The organism is Quyinboa ferrireducens, assembly GCF_042436675.1.
Lineage (GTDB): Bacteria > Bacteroidota > Bacteroidia > Bacteroidales > UBA5342 > JBHJHP01.
Genome location: NZ_JBHMVA010000001.1, coordinates 433,002 through 451,860, shown reverse-complemented (window position 1 = coordinate 451,860; position 18,859 = coordinate 433,002). Strand labels below are relative to the sequence as shown.

9 protein-coding genes are annotated in these 18,859 nt (G+C 38.7%); all 9 read left to right on the top strand.

Features of this window, described 5'->3' with window-relative positions; genetic code table 11:
* Positions 1-9: 9 nt before the first annotated feature.
* The 9 genes from ACE01N_RS01680 (at position 10) to ACE01N_RS01640 (ending at position 18,817) form a co-directional block, all read left to right on the top strand.
* The gene (locus ACE01N_RS01680) at positions 10-2,415 is read left to right on the top strand and encodes an ABC transporter permease (RefSeq protein WP_380584176.1); all 2,406 of its coding nucleotides are present in this window, start codon (positions 10-12) and stop codon (positions 2,413-2,415) included.
* 205 nt (positions 2,416-2,620) lie between these two features.
* Positions 2,621-5,086: an ABC transporter permease gene (locus tag ACE01N_RS01675; RefSeq protein ID WP_380584174.1), complete on the top strand. Its 2,466-nt coding sequence runs from the start codon at positions 2,621-2,623 to the stop codon at positions 5,084-5,086.
* Between the two features lie 76 nt (positions 5,087-5,162).
* Positions 5,163-7,475, top strand: a complete 2,313-nt coding sequence (locus ACE01N_RS01670) for an ABC transporter permease (RefSeq protein WP_380584172.1) — start codon at positions 5,163-5,165, stop codon at positions 7,473-7,475.
* Positions 7,476-7,586: 111 nt separating this feature from the next.
* Positions 7,587-8,234, top strand: a complete 648-nt coding sequence (locus tag ACE01N_RS01665; protein ID WP_380584170.1) for a hypothetical protein — start codon at positions 7,587-7,589, stop codon at positions 8,232-8,234.
* Positions 8,235-8,432: 198 nt separating this feature from the next.
* Positions 8,433-10,802: an ABC transporter permease gene (locus ACE01N_RS01660; RefSeq protein ID WP_380584168.1), complete on the top strand. Its 2,370-nt coding sequence runs from the start codon at positions 8,433-8,435 to the stop codon at positions 10,800-10,802.
* Positions 10,803-11,160: 358 nt separating this feature from the next.
* Positions 11,161-13,485: an ABC transporter permease gene (locus tag ACE01N_RS01655; RefSeq protein WP_380584166.1), complete on the top strand. Its 2,325-nt coding sequence runs from the start codon at positions 11,161-11,163 to the stop codon at positions 13,483-13,485.
* A gap of 14 nt (positions 13,486-13,499) precedes the next feature.
* On the top strand, positions 13,500-15,896 hold the full coding sequence (locus ACE01N_RS01650) for an ABC transporter permease (protein ID WP_380584164.1): 2,397 nt from the start codon (positions 13,500-13,502) through the stop codon (positions 15,894-15,896).
* Positions 15,897-15,935: 39 nt separating this feature from the next.
* The gene (locus tag ACE01N_RS01645) at positions 15,936-16,355 is read left to right on the top strand and encodes an endonuclease domain-containing protein (protein WP_380584162.1); all 420 of its coding nucleotides are present in this window, start codon (positions 15,936-15,938) and stop codon (positions 16,353-16,355) included.
* A gap of 86 nt (positions 16,356-16,441) precedes the next feature.
* A complete protein-coding gene (locus tag ACE01N_RS01640; RefSeq protein ID WP_380584160.1) occupies positions 16,442-18,817 on the top strand; it encodes an ABC transporter permease in 2,376 nt (791 codons plus the stop codon).
* Positions 18,818-18,859: the final 42 nt, after the last annotated feature.

The window sequence follows — 18,859 nt, the reverse complement described above, 5'->3', positions numbered from 1 at the left end:
ACTAATCCTATGAAACAACTAAAAATAGCATTCCGCAATTTTAAAAAGAAACCAGCTTTTACCATCATTACGTTTAGTGGTTTTATGGTGGGAATTATGGCCAGTCTGCTTATTTATCTCTGGGTTCATAACGAACTGAGCTACGATAAATTTCATGACGATTACAGCCGCATCTATCGGGTATTGACCCTGACCAAAAAGGCAGACAAAATTGTAAAAACTCCGGGAAGCTATCGTGCATTAGCCCAAACTTTTAAAAAAGATTATCCTCAAATTGAGTATGCCACTTATATCTCTTACAGTTCTGAAACATCACCTTTGCAATTAGAAGGAAGTGATCATAAAATTGAAGCAGAAATGAGCTGGTCGGGTGGCGATTTCTTTAAAATATTTACCGGTTTCAGTTTTATAGAAGGAAATGCCGAAACGGCTTTTTCCGATCCGGCGAACATTGTTATTTCAGAAACCATTGCTCATAAATTGTTCGGGAGAGAAACGGCTTTGGGTAAGACGATCGTTTCCGATAAATATGGAAAAAGAATCTATAAAATCGGTGGAGTTGTAAACATTCCATCCAACAGTACATTAAGCTTTGATTATATGCTCTCCGATAAAAATTCTAACGTATCATATACTGCTAATATGTGGAACTTCTGGAGCGATAAACCTTATAACCGAACATATATTAAGTTAGCTGAGAATGCTGTTATTGATGAGCCTTTTTTAACGCGAATATCCAATCAGGTGAGCAGGTATTCACGGCTAACAGATAAACTCATGTTCCAACCGCTGGCCGATATCCACCTGTATTCTGATTATGACAGGAATAGATTAGACCAAAATATGAGCAGCATTAAATATGTATGGCTATTTTCAGGACTGTCATTATTAATACTGTTTATGGCCATATTTAATTTTTCCGTGCTGTCTGTTGCAAGAGCTTCTGAACGTACCACTGAAATCGGCATTAAAAAAGTAAATGGAGCCGGAAAAGCTCATTTTATACAACAGTTCATAGGCGAATCAGTATTACAGACCTTTGCGGCTACAGTTTTGGGGTTTATATTACTTTGGTTATTGCTCCCTGCGTTTAACCAGTTTACAGGGAAAAACATTCACCTTATTTTTTCTTACCAACTGGTTTTTAACTTATTATTGCTCATTCTGGGAACGGGCATTCTTGCAGGTCTCTATCCTTCATTTGTCCTTTCGTCTTTAAACCCAAACCGTATTTTACAAAAAGGGAGTGTAACAGGATCACCTAAACGGATCCTGAAAATATTGGTAACCACACAGTTTGTTCTTGCTATTGCTTTTGTCTCTGCCACTACCGTTTTCATCAAGCAAATTAATTTCATTCAGAAACGTGATACAGGGATAAATCACGATAACATTGTTGTGGTTCCAACAGGATTGTGGTACGGTAACGGAGCATTTAAAGATGAGTTGATGCGTAACCCAAATATTCTTGGTGTGAGTGCAAGTGTATATGCACCAATTGATTTCAAGTGGCTGTCTTCCTTTCCGTTGAACCAGATGGGCAGAACCGACAGTCTTCATGCTTCCCTGTTCTGGGTGGATGAAGATTTTGCCAAAACTTACAACCTGCAGATTGTAAAAGGACATTTTCTGGATATGGACTTTAGTGCTTACTGGAAAGAATGGCAAAAATCCAATTCAAACAAAAATAACAATGATGCACCAACTGTATCTTTTCCTGTTGTTATTAACGAGAAGGCTGAAGAAGCTTTAGGTATTGATGATCCTATCGGGCAACGCCTTGGGAATTACGTCATTGTAGGAGTAGTGAAAGATTTCAACTTCCGAACAGCTTATCATTCCATCGAGCCCATCATCCTCACTAATGATCCTCAAAATATTATGACGATGAACATTAAAATATCGCCGTATAATAAAGCTGAAACCTTAAAATATATTCGGGACACTTACCGGAAATATAAAGGAAACAGGGAGTTCAGCTATCAGTTTTTCGATGATATGCTTACCGAAGAATATCAACAGGAAATTTTCATGAAAAATATAAGCATGTTGTTTACGATTCTGGCTATCGTAATCTCAGCACTTGGAATTTTGGGCATTTCGATGTTTTCTATAGAACGCAGAACCAAAGAAATCGGTATCAGGAAGGTTAATGGTGCCACAATATCGGAAGTACTTATCTTGCTGAATACGGGTTTTATAAAATGGATAGCCGTAGCCTTTCTGGTCGCCACTCCAATCGCCTGGTATGCTATGCATAAATGGCTTGTAAACTTTGCTTATCAAACACCTGTAAGCTGGTGGATTTTTGCTCTGGCCGGTTTACTGGCCCTGGGTATTGCATTACTGACGGTATCATTTCAATCATGGAAAGCAGCAACGAAAAATCCTATCGAAAGTCTGAGATATGAATAAAGGCAACAATAATCTATTAGCGTTAAAGTTCCCTTTCCGCGTGTCGCCGAAGCTATAGCGGAGGCACAAGGGGATTTAGGGGTGAAGATAGCTGAAGTTTAAACATCGGGGATTTAGGGTAACATAACACGGAACAAGACAATAATCCGGGCCACACTAAAAGTGAGACTCGGAATAAAATAAAGTCAAATATATTATTACAGATATGAAGCTTTACTTTTTAGCAGTTTTACGCCGTTTTAAACAGAACAAACTAACACCGGGAATTTCAATCCTTGGTCTGACCATCGGATTTACGGTGTTTCTGTTTATTTTTTCCTGGATAGAATCAGAAAAAAGCTATGACCGCTTCTGGGAAGACGCCGGTAATATGTATCATGTGGAACTGATACAAAAGTCAAACGGAGATATTATTCAAAATACTGCTCGAAACTACAATGGTGTGGGTCCGGTATTAATGAATGCCCTCCCTGAAATTGCGGCAGCAACACATCTTGATAAGGATATCATCACGGTTTTTACACCGGAAGCCAACGTGCAAAATATCAACATGTTTTTTACGGACTCCATGTTTTTTAAAGTCTTTCCGCGCCATTTAACAGGGGAGAATACCGATCAGCTTTTTAACGATATTCATTATGCAGCCATTAGCCGATCGCTGGCGAGCCGTTTGTTTGGCAATCAGGATCCGGTTAATAAAACATTCAAACTGAATGAAGGCTGGGAGTTTATTGTTAATTCTGTTTTTGATGATGTGCCGGAAAACAGCCATATAAAATTCGACCTGATCCTTCAAAGAAAAGCGCTGCTGTATTACATGCGAAACTTCGATTACGCAACCGGTCAGCTCGATAACGGCAATATCGCTTCATTTGCCGACCGTGATCCGTATTCAAGGGGCCAGTGGAACGGACGAAGAGGCTATACCTATATTCGTTTGAAAAACGGCAGTATGATACAATCTGTGGAAGATAAATATGCTAAAGCCATCTCTCCCTGCATCAGTCATTTCGCAGAAAATAATGAGGAAGTAACGTTTGAGTTCAAACCGGTAAAAAGCATTCATCTGGACTCAAAAAAAGAAAACGAAATGTTTGCCAACGGAAGCCATATCAAAGTCATTGCCTTTCTTTTAATTGCAATTTTGCTCATCGTTACATCTGTACTGAATTACATCAACCTGTCAGTGGCTTCGTCCATAAATATGAGAAGCTCCCAAAATATCCATTCCATATTGGGTGCAAAAAAGCTTCACTTTTTTTACGGGTCAGCCATTGAATCCTTTATGATTTTTGTGTTGGCCGGAATCGTAAGTTTTACATTCAGCTTTTTGATCCTGAGAAACGGGAACAATATTTTCGGTTTTGACATTCTTCCGACCAACTGGTTGATATTGCTAAAATGGTGTACGTTGCTAACTGTTTCCGGCACATTGCTGTCATCCGTCTATCCGCTTATCTTTTCAGGAAAAAGGACCGCCACTATAATCAGGGGCACAAAGCAATCCAACAACAAAAAGTCCCCACTCTCCATAACAACGCTGGTGGTATTCCAGTTTATCGTTTCCATATTCCTGATTATCGGAACCCTTACCATTTACCGCCAACTTCTGTTTATGCAGCAAAGCGAAACCGGGATGAAAATGGAACAAACACTGGTATCATTCAGCCCCATGACAATGATCAAGAAACCTAATGAGCGCATCAACCTTGAAACCTTCCGAAACGAAGTGCAGAAGATACAGGGTGTTACGGATTTTACAACGGCTGAGATCAAGGCGGGCGAAGACTACAAACGATCCAGTAATAATATTTACCTGAGCGGACAGGATCAACATAAAAAACAATTTGCGGTTGCGCACATCGATTATGATTATCTTGATTTCTTCGCTGTCCCACTTCTGGAGGGCAAAATGTACAGTACCACTTTTCAGGTAGATGGTGATGAGGTGATTCTGAATGAAACGGCATGTAAACAGCTTGGTCTGAAACCATCTGAAGCCATCAATAAAATATTGTTTGCTGAAAACCGTAACAACCGGATTATCGGCGTGGTAAAAGATCATCATCACCTGTCTTTAAAAGATGCCATTCAACCGGTGGTTTTCTTTAACAGCATTCGGTGGAGCCGGACAGTTGGTTATTATTTCATTAAGATTTCACCGCAGGATATGCCCGAAACCATTGCCGGCATTACTGCATTGTGGGAGCAATTATACCCTGAAGAAAAATTCCATTATGCGTTTCTTAATGATACCTTCAATGCAGCCTACACCGCAGACAACAATTTTGGAAAAGTGTATTTGTTTCTTTCGCTGCTCACTATTGCCGTTGCAGCCATGGGTTTATTTGCTCTGGCTTTGTTTGCGTCAAAACAACGGATTAAGGAGATTGGAATCCGCAAAGTAAACGGTGCTAAAGTGTACGAAATATTAGCCATGCTAAATAAAGACTTTGTGAAATGGGTCATCGTTGCCTTTATCGTGGCTTCGCCAATTGCATGGTATACCATGCATTCGTGGCTCGAAAACTTTGCCTACAAAACAGAGCTTAGCTGGTGGATTTTTGCACTGGCAGGTATCCTGGCGCTCGGAATTGCAATACTGACTGTGTCGTTTCAGTCGTGGAGAGCTGCTACCAAAAATCCTGTTGAGGCACTCAGGTATGAATAAAAATAAAGGCGCAGAATAACAAATACAATGCATTTTTATACAAAAACAGCATATTCGAATCTAAATATTTAAAACAATGCTAAACTTAAAATTTACCTTACGAAGGTTACGATACAATAAGACATTCTCCTTACTGAATATCCTTGGTCTGGGCATTGGTTTATCTTTTACCATAATAGTATTTTTATACGTTGATTACGAAATAAGTTTTGACAGATTCTATGTAGATGCAGACCAGATCTACATAGGAGTCAAAGAATCAAAAGATTTGGGTTCAGTTTTTCCTTTGCCTTTTTCTGAGTCAATTCAAAATGAAATTCCTGAAGTAGAAACTGCAGCCAATATTCTTCCCTGGCAAGTTGATAAAATTCTTACAACACCTAATGGTGAGTTTAAAGAAAATTGCAGCTTTATGGATGAAGAAATTTTCAGCATTTTTAGTTTTAAAATCATACTCAGAATTCAGGAGAAAATCTTTCCTGACGCAAACTCTTTGGCAATATCAAAGCAATTGGCAACTAAAATTTTTGGCTCTGCCGATATGGCCTTAGGTAAGACAATTCTTTTGGATAAAAAATATAACGGAACCGTTTCGGCTATATTCAGTGATATTCCGAACAATTCATCCATTCGCTTTGATTTAGCCGCTCCAATACAAAAAGCTGTTCAGGATTACGGGATTACGGAATCCTGGAATGACAGCTATGTACGTTCATTTATTAAATTGAATGGGACATTGGGACAGGCAGAACCCAGTATAGAAGCCTATGCAGGAAAACAAAGTTATTCATTTATGCTTTTCCCGCTTAAAGAATTGCACCTTAACCAAAAAGATAGCGAACAGAAGAAGATGCTTACCGTAGCTATCATTGCAGCTTTGTTTATTATGCTTTTAGCATGCATCAATTTTATCAATTTGTCTACCGCGAATACATTTAAGCGGGCAAAGGAAGCGGGCATTCATAAACTATTAGGTTCATCGGGATCAGGGATACTCAGTAATTTTCTTTTGGAGACGCTTCTACTAACCTTTATGGCTTTTATTATTGCACTTATAATATCACTAGTTATTTTACCATATATTAATCAGCTGATTGGATCAGAATTATCATTTTCACAGCTAAATATATTTAAACTTATTCTTTTGTTTGTATTTGTATGTGGTGTTTCACTAATTACAGCCCTGATTCCGTCCTCCTTATTTACAAAAACACAACCAATCCAAATATTGAATAAACAAATCGACAAAAAGAATTCTATTATCTATTTACGAAAAGGTCTTCTGATATTACAATTAACATTAACAATAATCATCCTTACCTCCACTTTATTTATTTCAAAGCAAATAAGGTTTATTGATAAAAGCAATCTTGGCTTTGATAAAGAGAGTATGTTGTTTATTGAGCCAGGTGAAATGATGGAAATGGCCCGGAAGAGTGCGTTGCTGAAAGAAAAACTTTTACAAAGCCCCTACATAAATTCCGTTTGTATGGTGGATTCTAAACCTGGTATTATCGGTTCTTCAACAACAGGTTTAAGCTGGCCCGGGAAAAACGCTGAAAATCTTGTTAATTGTTTTATATATCGTGTTGGCGATGACTTTATTAACACATTTAAAATCAAATTGATTGACGGAAAAGGATTCAGTAAAGAACAGACAAACAGTAATAAAGCTATCATTAATAAAACATTTGCTCAACTTATAGCTGAAGATGATATTTCAAAAATCCAAACAATATATTTTGGAAAACATCCTGTTGAGGTGGTAGGTATTATTGATGATTTTCTTTTTAATTCAATAAAAGAAAAACAGAAGCCAAGTGTCATATTATATGATTCGTCACGAGGATTTTACCCCAGTATAAGATATTCCGGGAACCAACACTTGCCGGATATATTGACTCAAATTAATAAAAGTATGAACGAGTTATTCCCTGAAATGTCATATAATACCAATTTTACAAATGATTTTATTTTAAAAGAATTTATGGCTCGGGACATCAGATTATCTAAATTTTTTACCCTGTTTACAATTTTAGGACTTCTTGTTTGCAGTATAGGATTGTTGGGACTCGCTCTGTATGAAAGTCAAAAGTACACAAAGGAGATCGGCATCCGCAAAGTAAACGGTGCTAAAGTGTACGAAATATTAGCCATGCTAAATAAAGACTTTGTGAAATGGGTCATCGTTGCCTTTATCGTGGCTTCGCCAATTGCATGGTATACCATGCATTCGTGGCTCGAAAACTTTGCCTACAAAACAGAGCTTAGCTGGTGGATTTTTACACTGGCAGGTATCCTGGCGCTCGGAATTGCAATACTGACTGTGTCGTTTCAATCGTGGAGAGCTGCTACCAAAAATCCTGTTGAGGCACTCAGGTATGAGTGATCCCCCAAAAATCGGGCCGATAGCGAAGCACATCGGGACACAAAACAAACAATCGGGATGGAAACAGTAAAATGTAAATTAAGAAACTAAAAAGAACTAAAACATAGTACCATGAAAACTAAAACGTATTTTCTTCTATTTGCTGCTCATCTTACATTGTCAATTTCAATGTACGCTCAGGATGTTTTAAAACCTGATTTATCAAAACTATCAGACTCGAAGAGTTGGACCATATTTAACCTTGAAGCAACGTTTGATACGGATGTTTATCTTAACGCGAATGCAGGTGATGGTCTGCTATACCTGAAGGATGTTGAATTTAAGAACGGAAAAATTGAGGTTGACATTAAGGGGAAGAATAATCCGGGCAGAAGCTTTGTTGGCGTGGCTTTTCACGGGTTGAATAATAAAACCTTTGATGCCGTTTATTTTCGTCCGTTTAATTTTGAGAATCCGCAACGTAACAGTCATTCCGTGCAGTACATTTCCATGCCGGGAAATGACTGGAGTAAATTGCGACAGGAACATCCGGGAAAATATGAAAACATCATCTCTCCGGTTCCTGATCCGGATGCATGGTTCCATGCAACAATTCTTATCCGTTTTCCCCTGGTAAAGGTTTTTGTTAACAATGCTAACGAACCTTCGCTTGTAGTAAATCAAATATCCGACAGGGAAACAGGATGGGTTGGTTTTTGGGTTGGAAACGGATCGGATGGAAATTTCAGAAATCTGACAATAACTTTTGAACCTGAATAAGGTCATAATAATTGTGGTAATGTGTCACTTCCTTTTCATGGATCACTGACAAATATTTGGACAATCCACGTCAAATTACTTGACGGTTTTAAAAAAACAAAACAGACTAACATCCTATAATTATGACAATTACATAAAGGGCATTCTTTTTGGTTTACAAAACATATCAATACTAACCAATAATAAAACCCTGATCAGATGTTTAAAAATGAATTCATCATTACGATACGCAGTTTATGGAAATACAAGCGTTATTCCCTGATCAATATTCTGGGGCTTGCTATTGGCCTGGCCTGCTTTCTGATCATCAGCATGTGGGTGCAGGATGAACTTTCTTTCGACACATTTCACAAAAATGCGGATCAGATTTATATTGTATTCCGGAAAGATAATAAAGGCCTGAGTGGCGCCACATCACAGCGTTTGGCTACCGGCACAAAAAGTGAGTTTCCGGAAGTGATCAATGCTACTTCTTATTCTCCGCTTCCTGAGTCGTTAAAACCCTTGTTAAAGTATCAGAATAATGGATATTCGGAGCACATTGCGTTAACCGATCCTGAGTTTTTTAAAATTTTCTCATTCCCGTTTATCGAAGGTGACCCGGAACATGTTTTTGATGATCCGAATTCAATTATTCTGACTCAACGCATGTGTCAGAAATATTTTGGAGATCAGGACCCATTGGGGAAAAGCATTGAATTAACGTTTTTGGGTCAGAAGAGCTTGATGCGTGTAAGCGGGATTTTAAAGAATATTCCTGCAAACACCAGTTTTAAGAGAGAATTCTTTATCCCAATCGATTTTATAAAAACGTATGGCGTAAATTGGGATAACTGGAAAAACCAGTCTCCTGAAACGTATATTCAGGTGCAGGGAAAGATAGATGAGACCGAACTGGCCTCCAAAATTACTGCATACAAGCAGGCTAATTACAAGGAGGAGGGAGTGAGCTATTCTCTGCTTCCGTTAAAGAAAATTCACCTCCGCACCTCACATGTTAGTTTCTTTAATTCTACAGGCGATATAAAATACGTGTACATTTTCAGTATCATAGCAGCAATCATTTTATTAATGGCCTGCATGAATTATATCAACCTTTCCAACGCACTTTCGTTAAAGCGGGCGAAAGAGATCGGGATAAAGAAAGTAGCAGGCGCCGGACGCAAACGCCTGGTAATTAAATACTTTGGCGAAACACTGATTCTTACATTCGTTGCATTGGGCATCGCTTTGATTCTGGTAAAACTGATGTTGCCGACACTCAACAGTGTTGCAGCCAAATCACTGATCATAAGTGTAACAAACTCCGGTTTTTTGCTCACAATAGTCTCTGCAGTTTTAATTACCGGTATCATCTCTGGTTTGTACCCTGCGGTGTTCATGTCTTCTTTTCAGCCGGTAAAAATATTAAAGGGCAAGTTTGATGGAGGAACCAAAAGTCTGAGTTTGCGAAAAGCTTTGATCATTTTTCAGTTCACTTTATCCATCATCATTATTATCAGCACTATTACTGTGCTAAGCCAGTTAAAATTTATACAAAATGCAAAACTTGGTTTCGATAAAGAAAATATAGCATGTATAAAAATTAAGGGTGATATCCAGAAGAACTATGAGGCTTTTAAAAACACATTGCTTCAGAATACCGAAATTCAAAGCATATGCAGATCCGAACCACTCAATGCAGCCGCATTAGGAAAAACAGAAGGAATAGACTGGCCTGGGAAGGAGGGAAAATTCAGTGTTTGGGTTCTGAACGTAGATAATGATTTTCAGTCGACCTACAAGATTGACATGGCAGCCGGTCGCTTTTTTTCTGACCAGCATCCGTCGGATCAAACTGCAGCTTATGTATTAAATGAAACTGCAGTACATCAAATGGGATTGGAAAATCCCTTGGGAACTGAAATAACATTCTGGGGTCGTAAGGGAAAAATTATTGGAATCGCACATGATTTTAACTTTAATTCATTGCACCATGCCATTGAACCAACCGTAATGCGCATTCCTTCAGGCAAAGAAGCAGGCATATATTTCAGATCTGTTTCCATAAGACTGAAACCTAATTCATTACCTCAAAGTATGACCTTTGTAAAAGAGACCTGGAGGAGGTTTTATCCCAATGAACCCATGGAGTATTATTTCTTTGATCAGGACCTAAACTCCAGCTATATCAGTGAATTTCGTATGGGTTCGCTCTTTAAATACTTCTCCTTTCTGGCCATATTCATTGCCTGCCTTGGATTGTATGGACTTACGGCCTTCTCCATTGAACAGCACTTTAAAGAAATAGGCGTCCATAAAGTTTTGGGAGCCACCATGTCAAATATCGTTTTAGTTTTTTCCAGAAACTATCTAAAATGGATTCTTGTGGCTAATATCATTGCATGGCCACTGGCATATTATGCCATGAAGCAATGGTTACAGAATTTTGCATACCGCATTTCCCCCGGCATATGGCCTTTTATATTTTCGGGAGCCATCGTTTTTACGGTTGCACTCATTACCATTGGCTGGCTGGCTATGCGGGCAGCAACAAAAAATCCTGTTGAGGCGTTGCGATACGAATAGTGAGATTTTACCCCAAACCCCTAAAGGGGCTTATGGCATTGAGTATTGAACAGGATTTGTGAAGAACGTGATTGTTAATTACAAATAGGCAGTAAGCGAACCATAGATAAGATAAATCCCCTTCAGGGCCACCAAGCTTAGGGGTAGGGGTCGAAAACTGACAAAAGTTTAGAAATTGGAAAAATAGTCAGGGCCTCTCTTAAAGGGAGACCCTGACTTGACAAATAATCATACACCTTTTGTTAATAATTTTGACATTCCGGATTATTATTAAATTTGTATACACCTGGTATAATGCCACTTAAGCAAAAGGCACGTTGTTTGAGTTTTAAAAAACAACATTTTAAAAGAAGAGCTTATGTTACGCTTTAAAATAAAACTGGCCTTCAGAAATCTCCTGAAAAACAAATTATACTCCATATTGATCATTGGTGGGTTTTCCATTGGATTTACCGTCTGTATCCTTATCGGTTTATACTACAATGCCGAACACAATGTGAACGCAAATTTTCCAGGCTATAAAAACATCTACCGCGTATACGACGTAAATCGTAATAGGTTTAATCTGGACTATAAGCTTTACCCTACTCTGGCACAACATTATTCCCAGGTGGAGGCCGTATGTCCAATGGAATATTCATCCGGCTTTCCTATTACCATTCAGGATGCTGAAAGCAATGCATATACACGTGTGGATCAAATTATTAGTACTTCGAACAGCTTTTTCAGTATATTCTCCATCGATATATTGCAGCGCTCATCCGATCTGCCCTTTAATACAATCAATTCGTTGGCAATCTCAGAATCTGTGGCTAAAAGAATGTATGGAGACCAGAACCCACTCGGAAGAACCATAAAACATGAAAGGTTCACCGGTGTGATTTCTGCTGTTATAAAAGATTTACCTGAGAATTCAAGTTTTAAGGCCGAACTGCTTCTGAACTGTGAAAATAAGGCTTTTCAAATTTCACAGGAATGTGCAGATGGGAAATGTATCTATCCGACCAACCTGATTGTTAAGTTAAATCCAACAGCTGATGCGGATGAATTTACTCAAACCTTAAATAGTACTATTGATGACTATAATGCCAATACGGACAGCCTGTCTCTTCAGAATTTATCTGACATCTATTTGTCTCCTCTGAGCGCTAAAGATGCACACAGCAAAGGAAATTCCAGGATGCTGATCGTATTTCTTTCCATTGCTATACTGATACTGATCCTGTCAAGCATTAATTATCTGAATTATACCATCTCCGTGCAGTATGCTAAGTTCAGGGAGATTGGAATTAATAAAACAAGCGGAGCAGGCCGGAAAGAACTTTTGCTGGACTCTCTGATTGAAGTTTCTATGGGAATAATTATTTCATTGGCATTGGCCTTATTGTTTACCATTCTTTTAATGCCTTATACAAAAGTAATTTTTGGCCGGGAAATACTTCCTTCAGATATTAACTTCTCCCAGATAATTCCTGTTTTTATGGGCTTGCTGGCAGGCATTGTGGTCATAAACAGTCTTGCCCCAATTTACGTCATTTCCCGTTTCAGTATAACCGAATTCTTATCCGGATCACGCAAAAGAACCGGAAAAATGTTTGGGAAACAGGTTATGCTGACCTTCCAGTTAGCTGTATCAATAGCATTGATAACAGGCGTGATAATGATCTTTAAGCAGCTCAACTATGTAAAAAATTACGACCTGGGATTCAATGAAAAACATCTCGTCAGGCTTGAATTACCCTACCAATACGAACATCAGGATTTGATTCGGGAATCAATGATAAAGCTCCCGTTTGTTACCGATGCCACCCTGAGTGACGGGCATCCGGGCTGGATAAAACTCAGAATGGGAAGTGGGGATGACCAAAAACCTTTTATAATGAATTGCGTCCACGTTTCCAACGACTTTCTTAAAACGATGGATATCCATTTAAAGGAAGGCAGAAACTTCCTTCCCGGGGATAAAAAGAAGGCGTGCATAATGAATGAAGCCGCTATAAAAGCATACGGTTGGGAAAACATAGAGAATAAAAAATACAACAATGGAGATGGGTATGATGTCGTCGGTGTGGTTGATAATTTTAATGTGGCATCGCTTTACGCTGCAGTTCAACCCCTAATGTTAATTTACGCCCCGGATTACAGATTCGGTTCGCTCTCGTTAAGACTGGTTCCGGGAAATACAGGCCAGCAAATGGCGCAGATAAAACAGGTTTGGAACACGCTTTTAAAGGACGTTCCAATGGAATTTTCATTTTACGATCTACAGTTTGAAGCGATGTATAAAAAAGATGATAAACTGGCTCAATCTGTAACGTTTTTTTCTCTGGTGGCCATTATCCTAACCTGCATGGGAATCTTGGGCCAGATTTTCCTAATCAGCCTGAACCGGACCAAAGAAATCGGGGTGAGAAAAGTAAACGGCGCCAAAATTTCTGAAATAATGATCCTCCTGAATAAAGACCTATTACTATGGGTAACACTGGCATTTGTTATTGCAAGTCCAATAGCGTGGTATTTTATCCACAAATGGCTTGAAAACTTTGCATACAAAACCACATTGAGTTGGTGGATTTTTGCACTCTCCGGAATTTTGGCATTGGGAATTGCTTTGCTGACTGTGAGCTGGCAAAGCTGGAAAGCAGCTACGCGAAACCCGGTGGAAGCGCTGAGATACGAATAGCTGAAATAACATAAATGATGATTCATCTTTTCGATATAAAACAGGTAGTCAGGTCGCTTTTCAGGAAAAAGCTACTAACGACGATCAACGTACTTGGCTTAGGAATTGGGTTGGGAAGTGTCATCCTGCTTACAACTTTTTTGATCCACGAATTTTCATACGATCGTTTTAATTCGAAATCAGACCGGATTTACAGGGTGGTTGTTGATAAAAGTTGCGGTACCTATTATGCCATGGGAGAAGCATTAGCCCAAGAAGTTCCCGGGATTGACAAAGTTTGCCGCATTACCAATCTTTCCAATGTCTACACGGTAATTCTAAAACAAAACAATGAAACGTTACCAATCAATTCTTTCATGTCAGTGGATCCAACGCTGTTCGATATGCTTGACATTGATTTTGTACAGGGAAAATCAAACATTGACACATTTGAACCCGGTACCGTTCTGATATCGGACCGGGCGGCGAAAAAATTCTTTGGAAATGATAACGTAGTCGGGAAAAACCTTGAATTTTACATTGCCAACGAAAAGCAGTTTTTACAAGTCGCGGGAGTCTTCAAACACTTGCCGGACTATTCTTCGTTTCAAGCTGATTTTATATGCGACAGTAAGATTGCCATGACTCAGTTTCGTGACCTAGCATACTCACTAGGACTGCGTAAGGAAAAACAAGCATACGATTTTTATAATGACTGGAGTCGTCATTCCGACTTTACAACATTTCTTCTTTTACACAAGAATGCCGATGTGGCTTCCATCGAAAGGAAATGTTCAGAAATCTACAGTAAACACCGGGATGACTTAAAGAATGGGGGGATTTACCTTCAGCCTTATCAGAATATGTATCTTCACTCAGCAGGACTTGAGAATATAAAAACTTTGGAAGTTAGCAAGTTTGCTTCACTGAGAATATTTCTGTCGATAGGAATCCTGATCCTCTTGGTCGCTTGCCTGAACTACATCCTTATTTCAAGTGTCGATCAAGAGCAATCACTTAAACAGATCGCTTGCCGAAAAGTAAACGGAGCCTCCGCCAGGCAGGTAGTAACCACTGTTATGTTGAAGTCGTTCATTGTATCTTTTGTGAGTCTGGTTCCTGCATTTTTATTTGCCAGGTTATCATTGCCTTTATTCAATACCTATTTTGGAAAAGAACTCAGTTTTTTACTCTTTTTTAGAGGTCAATATCTGATTTCGTTGGTCACAATTACTACTATAACAGCACTTTTGTCAGGTGCTTATTTAAGCTTAATGGCTGTCAAAACAAATCCTTCCAACTTGCTACAGAAGAATCTGTTTTCGTTAAAACATTCAAAATATTTGAACCAGGCTTTAATTGTTGCTCAATTCTTTGTTTTTATCGTGTTGTTGAGTTGTATGCTGGTCATGAAAAAGCAGATGAACTTCTCATTGAAAGAGGACATGGGGTTTAATCCCAAAAACACAATGGTCATCAATCTGGGGACGCAGAAAGTGAAGAATCAGTATAGCACCATCATGAGCGAGGTGAAGAATTTGCCCCACGTTTTGGAATGTCAACCAGCAACGTATTTTCTTCCACCAAACGATAATGTTTTGATGGTATCATTTGAAGATGAGACCACAGGGAAAGCCGTTGAACAAGAGGCTATTTTTGTTGCTCCGGGAAATATTGATTTGCTGGGCGTCAAGGTTGTAGATGGAACTGCCTTTACTGAATCGAACGCAAAAAATAAAAAAAATATCCTGATTAACGAGACGGCCGCAAAAAAGTATAATGTGAAGGCCGGTGACGAGCTTTATCAATTACAGGTACTGGGTATTCTGAAAGATTTTCATGATAAATCAATACACGAAGCCATACGGCCACTTTTCATTTTTCCTCAAACCAAAGGGTTTACCAATTTGGTAATTAAAACGGATGGATATAATAGCTCGGTTGCAAGCCATATACAAAATATCATTCAACAAATAGAGCCGGGTTACTATTTTGAAAATGAGTTGCTTTCTGATCGGATTAATGATTTTTATAAAGATGATATACAGCAAACCCGTATCATCAGTTTCTTTTCGATAGTCGCACTTGCGTTGGCGTTTATGGGGTTGTTTGGGTTTGTAATGCTTAGCCTGGCGAAAAGGATCAAGGAAATCGGTGTTCGAAAAGTGAACGGTGCTAAAATATCCGAGATATTAGCAATGCTCAATAAGGACTTTTTAAAATGGGTAGCAATTGCCTTTGTCATGGCAGCACCTATTGCGTATTACGCAATGACTAAATGGCTCGAAAACTTTGCCTACAAAACCACACTCAGCTGGTGGATATTTGCTCTGGCTGGTTTACTGGCTCTGGGCATTGCTTTGCTGACGGTAAGCTGGCAAAGTTGGAGAGCGGCAACACGGAATCCTGTTGAGGCTTTAAGGTATGAATAATTTACCCCAAACCCCTGAAGGGGCTTAAAATAAAAGAAGATGAGCATAAGCGATAACGTTTCAATGTTTTATGATGCAAAGCCTAATATTTTTGAAAAAGCAAAAATGCTAAGAAAGAATATGACAGGTGCAGAAGAATTACTATGGGAGCAACTAAAAGGAAAGAATATATTGGAATTACGGTTTCGACCGCAACACCCGATTGATATTTTTATCGCTGATTTTTATTGTCATCCTCTAAGGCTTGTGATAGAAGTTGATGGAGGAATACATAAATCGAAAGAACAAAAGGAATATGATATTGAGAGAACCGGTGAATTAAATAATTGGGGAATTGAGGTAGTTCGATTCACAAATGAAGAGATTGAAAATGATATTCTTAAAGTAGTTGATATGATTAAACAGATATGTCTAACTCGCCAATTGGAGATACAAAAAAGTCCCCTTCAGGGGATTTAGGGGTGAAGATAAGCTGTCAATCCTGGAAAGCAGCTACGAGAAATCCTGTCGAAGCACTTCGATATGAATAGATAAACTAACTGAAAATGCAAAACTTAAAAATTATCATCCGACGTTTATTAAGACAGAGATTATATACAATACTCAATCTCTTAGGGCTAACAATTGGCTTAGTGTCTGTTTTTATTATACTTATCTGGATATTCAACGAAACAGGCTACGACAAGTTTAATGCAAACTATGCCGATATCTACCAGATTAATTTCAAAAATCAGGCAGGTGAGATGTCGATGGCAGGAACACCCAATCCACTTGCGCCGGTAATTGAAGACAAGATTTCAAACATTAAACTGGCTACCCGGCTAAGGAACTCCCCTGAATTTGCGTTCAAGTACAAAGAAAATATGTATTTCGAGGGTAAAGGGATTACTGCAGATCCTCAGCTATTTAAAATGTTTAGCTTCCAGACATTATATGGCGACGCCGTTAAAGCATTGGATCAGATCAATGGAATCGTTATCACCGAGTCGTTTGCCAGGCGCTATTTTGGAAATGAAGACCCATTGGAAAAAGAGATTCAGGTTGAAGGAAAAGAGTTTGTAATCGTAAAGGCAGTTATTAAAGACTTACCGGCACAGTCTCATATTCAATTCGATTTTGTACTATCACAAAAACTGGTGGAGCAGGAACGTTTCTGCGGATTAGGATGGGGAGATCCTAACTTTCGCACTTATATTTTGTTAACTCAGGGTAGCGATCCGGCAATTGCTGAACAAGAAATTACAAGTGTCGCAAAGTCAAATGGAATGCCTCAACTGCAATCGGGTGAAATTTCTGCTAAACTTCGACCATTAGGAAGTATCTATCTCGACTATACAGTTAATAACCGTTTGGGAGAAACCGGAGACTATCGCTATTTATATATTTTTGGTTCAGTTGCTTTACTAATCTTGGTACTTGCCTGCATAAACTTCGTGAATCTTACCGTTTCATTATATGCAAAAAGACAGAAAGATACTTCGGTTGCAAAAATCTGTGGAGCGAGTCGTAAAACAGTTTTTCTAAGTCATATTTTTGAAAATGCCGTGCTGATAATTGTTTCGTTTATATTAGCATTAGCAGTTTTGAAATTCATTAGCCAGCCCTTTCAGGCAATGATTGGAAAGACTTTTGGAGAACACATATTTAATGCTGAATTAGAAGGAACTATAGCGATCATTCTGCTTTTTACACTGATACTTTGCACCGTTTATCCTGCAGTTCTGTTTTCAGGCGTAAAAGCCGTCGAATTGATGAACCGTTACAATAAGCAAAAATCCGGTATTTTGAAAAGTATGGTGGTGTTCCAGAATGTTATCGCTGTTTTGCTAATTATAGCAGCCATTGTTGTAAACAAACAGATGCAGTATATCAACCATAAGAAACTGGGATTCGAAACCGACCAAATTGCATACACTTATTTAAGGGGTAAAATAAATGAAAAGATTCCGGTGTTCAAACAGTTGTTGGCTGAGAATTCACATATTTCCGAAATCAGTTTAAAAGATTGTCCTCCTTTCGAGCAGGTGAACGGAACTGTTGGTATTTCCTGGAAACAAAACGGAGAATGGCAAAACCAAAATACCCCGCATCCGGTGGGCATGGAAACAACCCAAATTGATGACAACTATATGGAGATGATGGATATTAAATTTGCTGCCGGGCGTAATTTTTCAGAAGAAATCTCCAGTGACAAACAAAATTATATAGTAAACGAAGAGGCTGTTCGGTTAATGGGATTGGAAAATCCTATAGGCACTGAATTTTCACTTTACGGAAATGCAGGAATAATTGTAGGTGTGATTAAGGATACTTATTTTAAGTCGCTTCATCAAAAAGTAAATCCTCAGGTGTTTCATTTGTTTAACAATGATGCATCAGAATATTATTTCAGCGCACTGTTTTTCAAAATTAGCAGTAATATTCCGGCAACAATTGAATATGTTAAAAACATCTGGATCGAAAACAATCCCGGGATACCATTTGAGTATCATTTTCTTAATCAAGACTATGAAGTATTATACAAAAAGGATAATCAGATTGCCGGAATTCTGAATTTCTTTACGATGCTGGCCGTGTTTATCGCCTGTTTAGGACTTTTCGGACAAGCTGCAATTTCAATTGAAAATAAAATCAAAGAAATCGGCATCCGCAAAATTAACGGCGCCAAAATCTCCGAGATATTGACTATGCTCAACAAAGACTTTGTAAAGTGGGTAATCATTGCTTTTGTTATCGCCACACCAGTTGCATACTACGCCATGAACAAATGGCTCGAAAACTTCGCCTACAAAACCAGTTTGAGCTGGTGGATATTTGCACTGGCCGGTTTACTGGCGTTGGGAATTGCATTGCTGACTGTTAGCTGGCAAAGCTGGCGGGCTGCAACCAGGAATCCTGTTGAGGCGCTGAGGTATGAGTGACCTCTGAATAATAGGGGCCGATAGCGAAGCGTATCGGGATCA